The following is a 14029-nucleotide window of genomic DNA, read 5'->3' on the forward strand; positions in this document are numbered from 1 at the left end:
CTACCGCGACCCGGCCCCGCACGCGCTCCCGGTGCAATGACTCCCGGTACGCGTCGGCCCCGCACCCCGCGGGCGCCCGGCGCGCGACCGGACGTGCGGCACGGCGCAGCCCCATCCGGCCGCCGTTCCACGGGAATCCGATCGGCCTCCGGGTGTGTGCGCGCTCCCCCGCCGCGCCCACACCGTCCCGCGGTGCGGGGACGCCGCGTGGTGCCCGGCTTGCACGGAGTGCGGGGCCGACCCTGGAGGCGAGATGGAGCGGAAGAAGATCCTGCTCGTGGACGACTCGAGCACCGTGCTGCTGATGGAACGCATGATCCTCGCGAAGAGCGCGTACGACGTGGTCACGGCGCGCGACGGCCAGGAGGGGGTCGAGAAGGCGCGGGAGGAGAAGCCGGACCTCATCCTGATGGACGTGGTCATGCCGCGGATGGACGGCTTCGAGGCGTGCCGCAAGCTCCGCGAGCACGAGGAGACGGCGGCCATCCCGGTGATCATGGTGACCACCCGCGGCGAGCTGGCCAGCGTCGAGACCGGCTACGCGAGCGGCTGCACCGACTACGTCACCAAGCCCATCAACGGCCTCGAGCTGCTCGCCAAGGTGCGCAGCTGCCTGGGCCAGTAGCCGGAGCGCGACGCGCATGAGCGATCTCCGTGGCAAGCCGGGCGGCACCGGCCGCGACCTCCAGCAGGTGAACGAGAAGCTGCGCGAGCTCATCAGCTCGCTGCGGACCGAGAAGGAGCGGCTCTCCGAGTCGCGCCTCTCCGCCGCCACGCCGCCGCCCGCCCCGGCCGCGGCCGAGCCGTCGCCGCCGGCGGCGGTGGACCTCGAGAAGAAGCGGCTCGCGGCCGAGCTGGCCCTGGCGCGCGAGGCGGTCGAGCACGCCACCGCCGAGCGGGCGCGGCTGCGCGACCGGCTGGCCGAGATCGAGGCCGAGCACCAGCGCGTGTCCGACGACTACGTGGCGGTGGAGGAGCGCCACTCCGAGCTGGCGCAGCTCTTCGTCGCGCTGGAGCGGCTGCACGGCGCCCCCACGCGCGCCGAGGTGCTCACCGCGCTGCAGGAGATCGTCATCAACGTGGTGGGCACCGAGGAGCTGGCGCTGCTCGAGGTGCGCGGCGACCGGCTGGTGCTGGCGCACGCGTTCGGCGTGGCCCCCGGCCCGCTCCGCGACATCGCGCTCGGCCAGGGCGCCATCGGCCGCACCGCCCGGACCGGCCGCCTCTACGTGGCGGGCCGCGACGGCTCGCCCGACGAGGCGGACCGCGACCTCACCGCCTGCATCCCGCTCCGCGTCGGCGACCGCGTCACCGCGGTGCTCGCGATCTTCCGCCTGCTCGGCCACAAGCCGGGCCTGGGCGAGTCGGACCAGGCGGTCTTCGACCTGCTCTCGGCGCACGCGGGCCTGGCGCTCCACCTCCGCGCGCAGGCCGAGCGCGCAGGCGCGGCGAGCTGACCGTGACCCGCACCACCGGCGCAGCGCCGGATCGAGCGGCCCCGGCGGCCGGGGAGACCCCGGGCGGCGGCGGCCGCGCCCAGCTGTACCTGCACGCCGGCCAGATCGCCGTGGCGGCCGAGCCGACCGCCATCGTCACGGTGCTGGGCTCCTGCGTGGCGGTGTGCCTGCACGATCCGGTGGCGCGGGTGGGCGGGATGAACCACTTCCTCCTGCCGCTGCACGTCGAGCGCGAGCAGTCGGCGCGCTTCGGCACGGTGGCGGTCCCGCAGCTGGTCGAGGCGGTGGTGCGGGCCGGGGCGCGCCGCGCGAGCCTGGTCGCGAAGGTCTTCGGCGGCGCCAGCGTCATCGGCGCGTTCCGCGGCGCGCGCAACCTCGGCGACGAGAACGTACAGCTCGCGCTGCGCCTCCTCGACGAGGCCCGCATCCCGGTGCTCGACCGCGACGTCGGCGGCGCGCGGGGCCGCAAGCTCATCTTCCACGTGGACGACGGCGCCGCCTGGGTGCGGCAGCTCTAGGGGAGCGGTGATGGACGAGCTCGAGATCGATCGCGAGGCGCTGCTCGCCACGTTCCTGGCGGAGGCGGACGAGACCTTCGCGCACATGGAGCAGCAGCTCCTCGCCCTGGAGCGCACGCCGGAGGACGACGAGCTCCTGAACGCGCTGTTCCGCGACGTGCACACGCTGAAGGGCGCCGCCTCGCTGGTCTCCTTCGACGGCGCCCGCGACGTGGCGCACGACCTCGAGGACGTGCTGGAGCGCCTCCGGCAGAAGACGCTGGCGGTCACCGACACGCTGGTGACGCTGCTGCTCCAGTCGGTGGACGTGCTCCGCCGGGCGGTGGCCGAGGCCGCGGCCGGCGGCGCCGCGTCGGAGGCGGTGCTGGCGTTCCGCGCCCGGCTGGCCGAGGCCGCCCGGGCGGCGGTGGCCGAGCGCGCCGCGCCCGCGGGCGGCGGCGAGGCGCCAGACGCGCACGAGCCGCACGCGCCGCACGCGTCGGCGGCGCGCACGCTGCGCGTGGACGTGGGCAAGCTCGACCGCATGCTCAACCTCTCCGGCGAGATCGCGATCGCGCGCGGGCGCCTGGGCGAGATGCTGGAGCGGCGCGGCGGCGTGTCGCCGGAGGACGCGCTCGACGCGCACCGCGAGGCGGACCGGCTCTACCTCGACCTGCAGGAGCTGATCATGAAGGCCCGCATGGTGCCCATCGGGCCGACGTTCCACCAGCACGTGCGGACGCTGCGCGACCTCGCCGCCGGCCTGGGGAAGCAGGCCCGGCTGGTGATGGAGGGCGAGGACGTCGAGGTGGACACCGCCGTCATCGAGCACATCCGCGACCCGCTGCTGCACATGGTCCGCAACGCGCTCGACCACGGCATCGAGCTGCCGGACGAGCGGCGCGCCGCGGGCAAGCCGCCGGTGGGCACGCTCACGCTGCGCGCGTTCCACGACGCGGGCAGCATGGTGGTGCAGGTGCTGGACGACGGGCGCGGGCTGGACGTGCGGCGCATCGCGCAGCAGGCGGTGGCGCGCGGGCTCGCCACCGATCCCGCCCGCATCGGCCCGGAGGACGCCGCCGGCCTGATCTTCGAGCCGGGCCTGTCCACCGCCGACGCGGTCACCGAGCTGTCCGGCCGCGGGGTGGGCATGGACGTGGTCCGGCGCAACATCGAGGCGCTGCGCGGGTCGGTCTCGGTGGAGAGCGAGCCGGGGCGCGGCACCGCCATCACCCTGCGCGTCCCGCTCACCCTCGCCATCATCCAGGGCTTCAAGGTGGGCGTGGGCGGCGAGACGTACATCCTCCCGCTCGACGCGGTCTCCGAGTGCCTGGAGCTGCCGCCGGAGGAGACGCGGGCCGGCGCGCCCTGGGGCGTCATCAACGTGCGCGGCAAGCCGCTCCCGTACCTGCGGCTGCGCGACCACTTCAAGGTGGCCGGCGCCCCGCCGCAGCGCGAGAACGTGGTGGTGGTGCAGCACGGCGCCCAGGTCGCGGGCGTGGCGGTGGACGTGCTGCACGGCGAGAGCTCGACGGTGATCAAGCCGCTGGGCGGGCTGGTGGGCACCGTGGCCGGCGTCTCGGGATCGTCGATCCTGGGCAACGGCCGGGTGGCCCTGATCCTGGACGTGGCGGGCATCCTGCGCGAGACGCTCCGGCGGGCGGCGGCGCAGGCGGCCGCCTGAGGCATCGCGAACCGGAGGGAGGAACCATGGCCGAGAGCACCGAGAGCGCGCAGCGCGCACAGTACCTGTCCTTCTCGCTGGGGGGCGCCGAGTACGGCGTCGGCATCCTCAAGGTGAAGGAGATCCTGCAGTACGAGACGATCACGCGCGTGCCGTCCACGCCGCGCTCCGTCCGCGGCGTCATCAACCTGCGCGGCGCGGTGGTGCCGGTGGTGGACCTGGGCGTGAAGTTCGGCCTGGCCGAGACCGAGGTCACCCGCCTCACCTGCATCCTCATCGTCGAGGCGCTGCTCGACGGGCAGCCCACGGTGGTGGGCGTGATGGCGGACGCGGTCCGCGAGGTCATCGAGCTCGGGTTCGACGACGTCGAGCCGCCCCCGTCCTTCGGCACGCAGGTCCGCGTGGACTTCCTGCTCGGCATGGGCAAGGTCGGGAAGCGCTTCGTGCTGCTGCTCGACATCGACCGGGTGATCTCCGCCGACGAGAAGGAGTTCGCCGAGGCGGTGCGCGACGGCCTGCCCGAGGCCGAGGCGCCCGCCGCCGAGGACGCCGGCGAGGCCGCCGCCGCCGCGCCCGAGCCGGCCGCCCCCGAGGCGCCGCCCGCCCCGTGAGCCCCGCCGCCGAGGAGGGCGCGCCCCGCCGCGCCGCGCCGGTCGAGCCGCGCCCGCTCGCGACGGTGAGCGACCGCGACTTCCTGCGCTTCCAGGCGCTCATCAACCGCGAGGCGGGGATCTGGCTCGCGCCGGTGAAGAAGGCGCTGCTGGTGGGCCGGCTGGCGCGCCGCCTGCGCGAGCTGGGGATGCACGGCTACGGCGAGTACTTCGACCGCGTGGTGGAGGACGGCGCCGAGCGGGTGCGGATGCTCGACGCGATCTGCACCAACGAGACGCACTTCTTCCGCGAGCCGCGCCACTTCGAGCTGCTGGCCGAGCGGATCTTCCCGGCCTGGGTGGCCGAGGCGGACGCGGGCCGGCGGCCGCGCCGGGCGCGGGTGTGGAGCGCGGCCTGCTCGACCGGCGAGGAGCCCTACTCGCTCGCCATGTCGCTGCTGGCCGGGCTGCCGGGCTGGGAGGTGGAGATCCTCGCCACCGACCTGTCCACCAAGGTGCTGGCGCGCGCCGAGGACGCGCTGTGGCCGGTGGAGAAGGCGAAGGAGATCCCGATGCCGTACCTGAAGGCGTACATGCTGCGGGGCTTCGGCAGCCAGGAGGGCCTCATGAAGGCCGGGCCGGAGCTCCGGCGCCTGATCCGCTTCGCGCGCCTGAACCTGAGCCAGGAGCCGTACCCGGCCATCGGCCACTTCGACCTCGTGTTCTGCCGGAACGTCCTCATCTACTTCGACCGCGACACGAAGGCCAAGGTGGTGAACCGGCTCATCGACCGGCTGGTGCCGGGCGGCCACCTGTTCCTCGGCCACGCCGAGAGCCTGGGCGGCCTCTCCACCCGGGCGCGCGCGGTCGTGCCCACCGTCTACCAGCTCGCCGACCCGCCGCCGGCGCGCCCGGCCTGAGGTCCTGCCCGTGGCCCCGCGCATCCTGGTGGTGGACGACTCGGCGGTGGTCCGGATGGCGCTCTCCCAGATCCTGGGGCGCGCCGGGCTGGAGGTCGAGACCGCCATCGACCCGCTGGTGGCGATGGACAAGATGCGCCGCGCCCGCCCCGACGCGATCGTCCTCGACATCGAGATGCCGCGCATGGACGGGCTCACCTTCCTGGACCGCGTCATGGCCCAGGACCCGGTGCCGGTGGTGGTGTGCTCGGGCCTGGCGGGGCCGGGGAGCGAGGTGGCGCTGCACGCGCTGGAGCACGGCGCGGTGGACGTCATCGAGAAGCCGCGCCTCGGGGTGAAGGGCTTCCTGGAGGACTCCGCGCGCCGGATCGTGGAGGTGGTCCGCGCCGCCACGCAGGCCCGGCTGCGGGCCCGGGTCCGGGCGCTGCGGCCGCTGCCCCGGCCGCCGGCCGGCGCCCAGCCGCGTCCCGCGCCCCGCCTCGCGCCGCGGCCCGGGCGCGCCGAGCTGGTGGTGGTGGGCGCCTCCACCGGCGGCACCGAGGCGCTCCGCGTGCTGCTCGAGGCGATGCCGGCCGACGCGCCCGCCATCGCGGTGGTGCAGCACATGCCGGAGGTGTTCACGGCGCAGTTCGCGAAGCGGCTCGACAAGCTGTGCCGCATCGAGGTGAAGGAGGCCGCCGACGGCGACCGGCTGCTGCCCGGGCGCGCGCTGGTGGCCCCCGGCAACCGTCACCTCTCGGTGAAGCGCGCCGGCGGGCTGGTGGCGGTGGTGTCCGACGGGCCGCCGGTCTCGCTGCACCGGCCCAGCGTGGACGTGCTGTTCCACGCCGCGGCGCGGGTGGCGGGCCCGGGCACCCTGGGCATCCTGCTCACCGGCATGGGCGACGACGGCGCGGACGGGCTGCTGGAGCTGCGGCGGGCCGGCGCGCACACCGTCGCGCAGGACGAGTCCACCTCGGTCGTGTTCGGGATGCCGAAGGAGGCCATCGCCCGCGGCGGGGCCGTCGAGGTGCTCCCGCTGCCGCGCATCGCGCCCGCCGTGCTGGCCTGGGCGCGGTAGGGGCCTACTCGACCTCGTCGAGCCAGGCCATCTGGATGGCCTCGAGCACCTTCTCGCTCGACTTCTCGGGATCGTCGGCGAAGCCGGGGAGCTCGCGCACCCAGCGGTGCAGGTCGGTGAAGCGCACCGAGAGCGGCGCCACGCCGGGGTGGCGGTCCGCCAGCTCGATCGCGATGTCCCGCACGTCCGTCCACTTCATGTTCGCCTCCAGCGCCGGCCGCGGCGGCCGCGGCTCACGACGCGATGCGGTTGCCGGGGATGCGGACCACCACGTCCTCGCCGCCGACGCAGGCCTGGCACCCGAGCCGCGAGCTGGGCGCGAGCCCGGCCGCCTCGTTCAGCTTGTCGTCCTCGCGGTCGCCGATCTCGGAGAGCGACGCGAGCCCCTGCTCGATCCAGACGTGGCAGGTGGTGCACGCCGCGACCCCGCCGCAGTTGTGCGGCAGGTCCACGTCGGCGGCCTCCGCCGCGTCGAGGATCGAGGTCCCCGCCGGCACCTCGGCCGACTTCCCGTCCGGGAGGAAGGTCACCTTGGGCACGTCAGCCGTCCTCCTGCCCCTGATCCTGGTCCTCGCCCTTCGCGCCGGTGGCGGGCGGGGCGTCGCCGAACTCGTCCACGCGGTGGCCGGCCATGGCCTTCGCCACGTGCTTGTCCATGCGCCGCTCCGCGAACGCCTTGGAGGCCGCGTCCACCGACTCGATCCAGGCCTTCACCGCCAGGTAGTCGGTGCCCTCCATGGCGGTGCGCAGGCCGCGCATCCGCTCCTCGACGGCGGCCCGCTCGTCGGGCTGGAGCAGCTCGCCGTCCATCGCGAACGCCGTCTCGAGCGAGGAGAGGATCCGGTCGCCCTCCACGCGCCACTCGCGCAGGAAGCGCTCGGACACGTCCTCCTCGGCGTGCTCGATGCTCTCCACCAGCATGTGCTCGACCTCTTCCTCGGTGAGGCCGTAGGTGGGCTTCACCTGGATGCGCTGCTCGATGCCGGTCGTGAGCTCGCGCGCCGAGACCTGCAGGATGCCGTCCGCGTCCACGGAGTAGGTGATCTCCACCCGCGCGATGCCGGCCGGCATGGGCGGGATGCCCTTCAGCGTGAAGCGGGCCAGCGAGCGGCAGTCGCGGGCCAGCTCCCGCTCGCCCTGCACCACGTGGATCACCATGCCGGTCTGGCCGTCGGCGTAGGTGGTGAACTGCTGCGTGGCCGAGGCCGGGATGGTGGAGTTGCGCAGGATGATCTTCTCGACCACCCCGCCCATCATCTCGACGCCGAGCGAGAGCGGGATGACGTCGAGCAGCAGCACGTCCTCGCGGCCGCCCCGGTCGAGCGCGTCCGCCTGGACCGCGGCGCCGAGCGCCACCACCGTGTCCGGGTCGAGGTCGGTGAGCGGCTCCTGGCCGAACAGCGCCTTCACGTGGCGGCGCACCAGCGGCGTGCGCGTGGCCCCGCCCACCAGCACCACCCCGTCCACCTTCTCGACGCCGGCGTCGCGCAGCGCCGCCCGGCACGGCGCGGCGGTGCGCTCCACCACCGGCTGGATGAGCGCCTCCAGCTCGGCGCGGGTCAGGCGCGCCCGCAGCCGATGGCCCTCGGGCAGCTCCACCTCGGCCTCGACGGCCTCCCGGTCGGTGAGCGCCTCGCGGATCCGCTGCGCGGCCGCCACGGCCCCGCGCAGCACCGCCGGCGACGGGTCCGGGTCGGGCGGGGTGAGGCCGCCCTCGAGCAGCGCGCGCGCCACGAGCCGATCGAAGTCGTCGCCCCCGAGGTGCGTGTCGCCGACGGTGGAGAGCACCTCGAAGACGCCCTCCTCCAGGCGCAGGATGGACACGTCGAACGTCCCGCCGCCCAGGTCGTAGACCGCGAACACGCCCTGCGAGCGCTTGTCGAGGCCGTACGCCACCGCCGCCGCGGTCGGCTCGTTCAGCAGCCGCAGCACGTCGAGCCCGGCGAGCCGGCCCGCGTCCTTGGTGGCCTGCCGCTGCGCGTCGTCGAAGTACGCCGGCACGGTGATCACGCAGCCGCCCGGCGCGCCGCCCAGCGCCTCGCCGGCCGCGCGCCGCAGCACCCGCAGGATCTCCGCCGAGACCTCGATCGGCGTGACGGTGCGCTTGCCGCCGCCCACGCGGAGCCGGACCATCGCGCCGACCTCGTCGAACTGGTAGATGCCGCGGTCCTCCGGCCGGATGTCGCCCGGGCCGCGGCCCATGAAGCGCTTCACCGACAGGATCGTGTCCACCGGCCGCTCGGGGGCGCGGCGCTTGGCGGCCCCGCCGACCTCGACGGCGCCGTCGGGCGGGTAGAACACCGCCGACGCGAGCAGCGGCTTGCCCTCGTCCACCGGGAGGATGCGGGGGCGGTTCCGCTCGTCCACGTGGGCGACGAGCGAGTTGGTCGTGCCGAGGTCGATCCCGATCGCGCGGGGCATGGGCTTCCTTCTACTACGGATCGGCTAGGACGCGACCGCCGCGCTGGCCCGCTCCGCGTCCGCGACGATGTGGTCGTAGTAGCGGGCGCGGGAGAGCAGGCGGGCGATGTCGATCACCAGCTCCGAGAACCAGTGGTCGTCCTCGAAGCAGCGCGCCACCTCGGTCTCGAGGGCCTGCAGGCGGCCGCGGGCGCGGGCCGCGATCTCGCGCAGGCCGCTCGCGTCGCGGTCCGCCTGGGCGAGCGCCATGTCCTCGCGCCACTCCAGCTGCTCCTCCAGGAACGCCGGGTCGGCGAAGGTCTTGCCCTCGGCGAACACGTCGGTGCCGGCCAGCTTGAGCAGGTACGCGGCGCGGAGGCGCCAATCCTTCAGGTAGCGGTGCGCGTCGTTCAGCCGGGTGGCCCGCTCCAGCGAGAGCCGGCGCTCGCGCGCCTCCGCCTTGGCGAAGCGATCGGGGTGGAGCGAGCGGGAGAGCGTGCGGAAGTTGCGGTCGAGCTCCGCGGGATCGAGCGCGAACTGGCGCGGCAGGCCGAGCAGCGAGAAGTAGTCCTCGGTGCGCCCGACCGGCTGGATCTTCCGGCAGCTCGGACAGAAGGGGGTCTGCTGCTCCTCCTGTGCCTTGCAGCTCCAGCAGTGCGCCACGCGGCCCTCCGTGGCCCCGATGCGATCGTTCCCGCCCTGCCCGCGCGCCGCGGCGCAGGTCGAAGCGGGAACGCGATCCAGCCGGGGCGGCTAGATCGTGAAGGACTCGCCGCAGCCGCAGGCGCTCTTCACGTTCGGGTTCCGGAACACGAACCCGGTCTGCATGAGCGTCTGCTGCCAGTCGATCACGGTGCCGGCGAGGAACACCGCGCTCTTCGGGTCCACGAACACGCGCGCGCCGTCGCGCTCGATGACCTGGTCGAACCTGGCCGGCTCGTTCGCCCAGTCGATGAAGTACGACAGGCCCGAGCAGCCGCCGCCCTTCACGCCCAGCCGGAGCCCGCCCGCGGGCGTGCCCTTCTGCGCGCCGAGCGTCTTGATGTGCTCCGCCGCCTTCTCGCTGATCTCGATCGCCGCCGCCATGTGCCCGCGCTCCTAGATCCCGGACTTCAGGACGCCCTTCTCGATGAGCGCGCTGCGATCGCCCTGGACCGTGTTCGGCTTCACCGACGGCTCCCGGCCGTGCTTCTTCTGCCAGTCGGCCACCGCCGCCTTGATGGCATCCTCCGCCAGGACGGAGCAGTGGATCTTGACCGGCGGCAGGTTCAGCTCGTTCGCCACGTCGGTGTTCTTGATGGTGAGGGCCTCCTCGACGGTGCGGCCCTTCACCCACTCGGTCACGAGCGACGACGACGCGATGGCCGAGCCGCAGCCGAACGTCTTGAACTTCGCGTCCTCGATGATCCCGTCGTCGCTGACCTTGATCTGCAGCTTCATCACGTCGCCGCAGGCCGGGGCGCCCACCAGGCCCGTCCCGACGTCGGGGTCGTTCTTGTCGAGCGAGCCGACGTTGCGGGGGTGCTCGTAGTGGTCGATGAGCTTCTCGGAGTACGCCATCGGTCGTTCCTTCCCTCGTTCCCGTCCACGTGGACCGGCTGGAGCGGTCCCGGTCCTAGTGGGGGTTCGCCCACTCGATCTGGTTCAGGTCGACGCCGTCCTTCACCATCTCGTAGAGCGGCGACATCTCGCGAAGCTTGCGGACCTTCTCGCCGAAGAGGCGGATCGTGTAGTCCACCTCCTCCTCCGTGCTGAACCGGCCCAGGCCGAAGCGGATCGACGAGTGGGCCAGGTCCTCGGACACGCCCATCGCCCGAAGCACGTAGGACGGCTCGAGCGAGGCGCTGGTGCAGGCGGAGCCGGAGGAGACCGCCACGTCCTTCACCGCCATCATGAGCGCCTCGCCCTCGACGTAGGCGAAGCTCACGTTGAGGTTGCCGGGGACGCGGTGCTCCAGGCTGCCGTTCACCGTGAGGAGATCGAGCTCCTGCTCCAGGCCCTTGCGCAGCCGCTCGCGGAGCGCGGTGACGCGGACCGCCTCGGCGTCGCGCTCGAGCCGCGCCAGCTCGGCCGCCTTGCCCATGCCCACGATGCCGGGGACGTTCAGCGTGCCGGAGCGGAAGCCGCGCTCGTGGCCGCCGCCGTCCATCTCGGCGACGAGGCGAACGCGCGGCTTGCGGCGGACGTAGAGCGCGCCCACGCCCTTCGGGCCGTACATCTTGTGCGCGGAGATCGAGGCGAGGTCCACGTTCATCGCGTCCACGTCGAACGGGATCTTGCCGATCGACTGCACCGCGTCGCAGTGGAACACCACGCCCGCCTCGCGGGCGATGCGGCCGATCTCGGCGATGGGGTGGACCACGCCGGTCTCGTTGTTCGCGTGCATCACCGAGACGAGGATGGTGTCGGTGCGGAGCGCCGCCTTCACCTTGGCGGGATCGAGCCGGCCGTCGGGCTCGGGCTCGAGGAAGGTGACCTCGAAGCCCTGCCGCTCGAGGGCGTGCATCGAGTCGAGCACCGCCTTGTGCTCGGTCTTGCAGGTGACGAGGTGCTTCCCCTTCGCCTGGTAGAAGTGCGCCGCGCCCTTGACCGCCAGGTTGTCGGACTCGGTCGCGCCGCTCGTCCAGACGATCTCCTTGGCCGAGGCGCCGATCAGCTTCGCGACCTCCTCGCGGGCTGCCTCCACCGCCTCCTCGGCCTTCCAGCCGAAGGCGTGGCTCTTCGACGCAGCGTTCCCGTACTCCGTGGTGAAGTACGGGAGCATGGCCTCCAGCACGCGCGGATCGACGGGCGTCGTCGCGTGGTAATCCATGTAGATGGGAATCTTCATCGCGCCCGGAACCTCTAAGATGCAGGGGCCTCGGCCGTGACCAACGTGGACGGCCGGGGTCGAGTATAAAGATTCACGTCATCGGGTCAAGCGGCCCCCCTCTACCAAACTATCGGGCGCGACAGGACTTTTTTTCTTAGATCCGCAAGGCCACTCGAATGCGCTTCGCCACCCGCACCCTCCTCGCCGCCCTCACCTTCGCCGCCGTGGCGTGGATCCCGGACCTGATCGGTCTCGGACCCGCTGGGGGGTCGAGCGATCTGCGCCTCGGCGCGCTGCTGGCGGAAGGCTCGATCCTGGCGTTCGCGGTCGCGTTCGTCGGCGGGGTGGCGACCAGCCTCACACCCTGCGTGTACCCCCTCATCCCGATCACCGTCTCGATCTTCGGCGCCCGCAAGGCGGGCTCGCGCCGGGAGGCGATGGCGGTCTCGGCGCTCTACGTGCTCGGCATCGCCGCGATGTACTCCGCCCTCGGGGTGGGGGCGGCGCTCACCGGCAAGGCGTTCGGCAGCGTGATGCAGAACCCGTGGGTGATCGGGTTCGTGGCGATCGTGCTCGCCGCCATGGCCGCCTCCATGTTCGGCGCCTTCGAGCTGCAGCTCCCGGCCTCGATGCAGGCCCGCCTGAACGGCGTGGGCGGCGCGGGCCGCGCCGGCGCCTTCGCGATGGGGCTCGTCTCCGGGATCATCGCCGCCCCCTGCACCGGGCCGGTGCTCGCCGCCGCGCTCACCTTCGTGGCGGCCAAGGGCTCGGTCGCGTTCGGCTTCGGCATCATGTTCGCGTACGCGCTCGGCATGGGGCTGCTGTTCTTCCTCATCGGCGCGTTCTCCATCTCGCTCCCGAAGAGCGGGGCGTGGATGGAGACGGTGAAGTCGGTGTTCGGGGTGGCCCTGCTCGCGGCCGCGCTGATCTTCCTGAAGGACGCGTTCCCCGCCCTGAAGCCGCTGTTCTCGGCGGCCCGCGGGGCGGCGTTCGCGGCGGCCGGCGCCGCGGCGCTCGGCGTGCTGGCGGGCGCGCTCTCCGGCAGCTTCCACGGGCCGGCGCGCCAGCGGCTCGCGAAGGGGCTCGGGGTCGCGCTGCTGGTGGGCGGGATCGCCTACGCCGCCGGCGCGGCCGGCGCCCGCGAGCGGGCGCGCGCGCACGCGGGCTTCGCCTGGCTCCACTCCGAGGCGGAGGCGCTCGCGCTCGCGAAGGCCGAGGGCCGGCCGGTCATCATCGACTTCTGGGCCGACTGGTGCACCGCCTGCAAGGAGCTGGACAAGATCGCGTGGGCGAAGCCCGAGGTGCAGGAGGAGGCCGCCCGCTTCGTGGCGGTGAAGCTCGACGGCACCGACGGCTCGGACGCGTTCAACGCGCTCGCCGAGAAGTACGGCGTGGTGGGCATGCCCACCGTGATCTTCATCGACCCCCGCGGCCGCGAGGTGCCCGACCGCGTGATGGGCGCCATCTCCGCCGGCGAGATGGTGCAGAAGCTCCGCGCGGTGGACCGCGCCTGCGAGGGCCAGCCGTCGCCGGCGAAGCCCGCCGCGGTCCAGGGCGAGCCGGTCGCGATGGCCTGCGCCTCGCGCTGGTAGCCCTCCGACAACCTCCGGCTGATCCGCTCGTGGTGAGCCCGTCGAACCACGAGCGCCCGGGTGCGCCGCGCTCGCGGGACGCCGCGGGCGCAGTCGCACTGTCCCGGCGGACGGGGACGGCTCGATCCCGCGGCGTCCCTCCTCCGGCCGGTGCTAGGAAGCGCGCGCCGCGTGCGACGGAGGGCGAACCTGCCCGCCGCCGCGCGGGCGGGGGACTTCCCCGGGGCGCCCCTCCACCGGCCCCGGCCCAGGTTCGACACCATGCGCTTCCGCACCGCGCTCGCCGCCGCCGCGATCGCCCTCTCCGCCGCCTGCTCCGGCTCGTCCGGCTCCTCCGGCCCGTCGGGCGGCCCGCCGCCGGCCCCGCTCACCGTCGTCGAGGTGGTCCCGGCCGACGGCGCCACCGGCGTCTCCCCGAGCGCGCCGGTGCGCGTCACGTTCTCCGAGGCGGTGGACCCGGCCACGGTGCAGGGCGCGATCGCGGTGGCCGGCGCGACCGGCACGGTGACCGTCTCCGGCGCGGTGGCGACGTTCACCCCGGCGGTCCTGCTCGGCGACACGACGTACGCGGCCCGCGTGACGGCGGGCGTCCGGAGCCTGGCCGGCGGCGCGCTCGCGGCCGACCACGCGTGGTCGTTCACCACCGGCGCGAACCGCGCGCCGGTGGCGGTCGCCGGGGCGGACCAGGACGTCGCGACCGGCGCGGCGGTGGCGCTCGACGGCTCGGGCAGCGTGGATCCGGACGGCGCCGGCCTCGAGTACGCCTGGACGCAGGTGGCCGGGCCGGACGTGACCGACGGTGCGGGCGCGCTCCACGGACCGGCGCCGGCGTTCACCGCGCCGGCCGAGGTCGCGACGCTGGTGTTCGACCTCACGGTCCGCGACGGCCAGTCGGAGAGCGCGCCGGATCGCACCGTGGTCACCGTGCTGCGCAACCCCGCCGCCGCCCTGTTCGTCGCGCCGGGGGGCGACGACACGGCCGCCGGCACCCGCGCCGCCCCGCTCGCCACGCTCGGC

The 14029-nt window shown here is 74.0% G+C and carries 16 protein-coding genes; 9 read left to right on the forward strand and 7 right to left on the reverse strand.

Annotation, left to right across the window (positions count from 1 at the left end; translation table 11 throughout):
• Nucleotides 1-253 precede the first annotated feature (253 nt).
• Genes PSR1_RS15150 through PSR1_RS15180 form a run of 7 tightly spaced genes read left to right on the forward strand, consistent with a single transcriptional unit; the run spans nucleotide 254 to nucleotide 6208 of the window.
• Nucleotides 254-625, forward strand: coding sequence for a PleD family two-component system response regulator (locus tag PSR1_RS15150; protein ID WP_011419665.1), 372 nt, complete (start codon nucleotides 254-256; stop codon nucleotides 623-625).
• A gap of 16 nt (nucleotides 626-641) precedes the next feature.
• Nucleotides 642-1457, forward strand: coding sequence for a GAF domain-containing protein (locus PSR1_RS15155; protein WP_059438339.1), 816 nt, complete (start codon nucleotides 642-644; stop codon nucleotides 1455-1457).
• 2 nt (nucleotides 1458-1459) lie between these two features.
• On the forward strand, nucleotides 1460-1975 hold the full coding sequence (locus tag PSR1_RS15160) for a chemotaxis protein CheD (RefSeq protein ID WP_059438340.1): 516 nt from the start codon (nucleotides 1460-1462) through the stop codon (nucleotides 1973-1975).
• A 10-nt stretch (nucleotides 1976-1985) separates the two neighbouring features.
• Nucleotides 1986-3638: a chemotaxis protein CheA gene (locus tag PSR1_RS15165; RefSeq protein ID WP_059438341.1), complete on the forward strand. Its 1653-nt coding sequence runs from the start codon at nucleotides 1986-1988 to the stop codon at nucleotides 3636-3638.
• A 26-nt stretch (nucleotides 3639-3664) separates the two neighbouring features.
• Complete coding sequence (locus tag PSR1_RS15170; RefSeq protein ID WP_059438342.1) at nucleotides 3665-4249, forward strand: chemotaxis protein CheW; 585 nt, start codon at nucleotides 3665-3667, stop codon at nucleotides 4247-4249.
• A complete protein-coding gene (locus PSR1_RS15175) occupies nucleotides 4246-5148 on the forward strand; it encodes a protein-glutamate O-methyltransferase CheR (RefSeq protein ID WP_059438343.1) in 903 nt (300 codons plus the stop codon). The genes PSR1_RS15170 and PSR1_RS15175 overlap by 4 nt, the downstream gene beginning before the upstream one ends.
• A 10-nt stretch (nucleotides 5149-5158) precedes the next feature.
• Nucleotides 5159-6208, forward strand: coding sequence for a chemotaxis response regulator protein-glutamate methylesterase (locus PSR1_RS15180; protein WP_082100271.1), 1050 nt, complete (start codon nucleotides 5159-5161; stop codon nucleotides 6206-6208).
• A 4-nt stretch (nucleotides 6209-6212) separates the two neighbouring features.
• Here PSR1_RS15180 and iscX read toward each other — a convergent pair whose 3' ends face one another.
• The 7 genes from iscX to PSR1_RS15215 all read right to left on the reverse strand — a co-directional run bounded on the left by iscX (nucleotide 6213) and on the right by PSR1_RS15215 (nucleotide 11438).
• The gene (gene iscX / locus PSR1_RS15185; RefSeq protein WP_011419658.1) at nucleotides 6213-6407 is read right to left on the reverse strand and encodes a Fe-S cluster assembly protein IscX; all 195 of its coding nucleotides are present in this window, start codon (nucleotides 6405-6407) and stop codon (nucleotides 6213-6215) included.
• Between the two features lie 34 nt (nucleotides 6408-6441).
• The gene (locus tag PSR1_RS15190) at nucleotides 6442-6747 is read right to left on the reverse strand and encodes a 2Fe-2S iron-sulfur cluster-binding protein (RefSeq protein WP_011419657.1); all 306 of its coding nucleotides are present in this window, start codon (nucleotides 6745-6747) and stop codon (nucleotides 6442-6444) included.
• A 1-nt stretch (nucleotide 6748) separates the two neighbouring features.
• Complete coding sequence (hscA, locus tag PSR1_RS15195; protein ID WP_059438344.1) at nucleotides 6749-8629, reverse strand: Fe-S protein assembly chaperone HscA; 1881 nt, start codon at nucleotides 8627-8629, stop codon at nucleotides 6749-6751.
• A gap of 24 nt (nucleotides 8630-8653) precedes the next feature.
• Nucleotides 8654-9271, reverse strand: a complete 618-nt coding sequence (hscB, locus tag PSR1_RS15200; RefSeq protein ID WP_059438345.1) for a Fe-S protein assembly co-chaperone HscB — start codon at nucleotides 9269-9271, stop codon at nucleotides 8654-8656.
• Nucleotides 9272-9361: 90 nt separating this feature from the next.
• Nucleotides 9362-9694 carry an iron-sulfur cluster assembly accessory protein gene (locus PSR1_RS15205; protein ID WP_059438346.1) on the reverse strand — a complete coding sequence of 111 codons (333 nt, stop codon included), beginning with the start codon at nucleotides 9692-9694 and terminating at the stop codon, nucleotides 9362-9364.
• Between the two features lie 12 nt (nucleotides 9695-9706).
• Entirely contained in the window at nucleotides 9707-10168 is a 462-nt protein-coding gene (gene iscU, locus PSR1_RS15210; protein ID WP_011419652.1) for a Fe-S cluster assembly scaffold IscU, read from the reverse strand.
• 55 nt (nucleotides 10169-10223) lie between these two features.
• Nucleotides 10224-11438 carry an IscS subfamily cysteine desulfurase gene (locus PSR1_RS15215; protein WP_059438347.1) on the reverse strand — a complete coding sequence of 405 codons (1215 nt, stop codon included), beginning with the start codon at nucleotides 11436-11438 and terminating at the stop codon, nucleotides 10224-10226.
• A gap of 158 nt (nucleotides 11439-11596) precedes the next feature.
• Here PSR1_RS15215 and PSR1_RS15220 point away from each other — a divergent pair, with 158 nt between their 5' ends.
• Together PSR1_RS15220 and PSR1_RS15225 are read left to right on the forward strand one after the other, a co-directional pair.
• Nucleotides 11597-13012 carry a protein-disulfide reductase DsbD gene (locus tag PSR1_RS15220; protein ID WP_059438348.1) on the forward strand — a complete coding sequence of 472 codons (1416 nt, stop codon included), beginning with the start codon at nucleotides 11597-11599 and terminating at the stop codon, nucleotides 13010-13012.
• 261 nt (nucleotides 13013-13273) lie between these two features.
• A partial coding sequence (locus tag PSR1_RS15225; protein ID WP_160309028.1) for an Ig-like domain-containing protein occupies nucleotides 13274-14029 on the forward strand: 756 nt, incomplete at its 3' end.

The organism is Anaeromyxobacter sp. PSR-1, from assembly GCF_000964525.1.
In the GTDB taxonomy this organism is placed as follows: domain Bacteria; phylum Myxococcota; class Myxococcia; order Myxococcales; family Anaeromyxobacteraceae; genus Anaeromyxobacter.

Excerpts from the sequence above, each read along its gene's own strand:
- PSR1_RS15150 (WP_011419665.1), top strand. The coding sequence starts at position 254 with ATGGAGCGGAAGAAGATCCTGCTCGTGGACGACTCGAGCACCGTGCTG.
- PSR1_RS15215 (WP_059438347.1), bottom strand. The coding sequence starts at position 11,438 with ATGAAGATTCCCATCTACATGGATTACCACGCGACGACGCCCGTCGAT.
- PSR1_RS15205 (WP_059438346.1), bottom strand. The coding sequence starts at position 9,694 with ATGGCGGCGGCGATCGAGATCAGCGAGAAGGCGGCGGAGCACATCAAG.
- PSR1_RS15170 (WP_059438342.1), top strand. The coding sequence starts at position 3,665 with ATGGCCGAGAGCACCGAGAGCGCGCAGCGCGCACAGTACCTGTCCTTC.
- hscA (WP_059438344.1), bottom strand. The coding sequence starts at position 8,629 with ATGCCCCGCGCGATCGGGATCGACCTCGGCACGACCAACTCGCTCGTC.
- PSR1_RS15165 (WP_059438341.1), top strand. The coding sequence starts at position 1,986 with ATGGACGAGCTCGAGATCGATCGCGAGGCGCTGCTCGCCACGTTCCTG.
- PSR1_RS15220 (WP_059438348.1), top strand. The coding sequence starts at position 11,597 with ATGCGCTTCGCCACCCGCACCCTCCTCGCCGCCCTCACCTTCGCCGCC.
- PSR1_RS15155 (WP_059438339.1), top strand. The coding sequence starts at position 642 with ATGAGCGATCTCCGTGGCAAGCCGGGCGGCACCGGCCGCGACCTCCAG.
- iscU (WP_011419652.1), bottom strand. The coding sequence starts at position 10,168 with ATGGCGTACTCCGAGAAGCTCATCGACCACTACGAGCACCCCCGCAAC.
- iscX (WP_011419658.1), bottom strand. The coding sequence starts at position 6,407 with ATGAAGTGGACGGACGTGCGGGACATCGCGATCGAGCTGGCGGACCGC.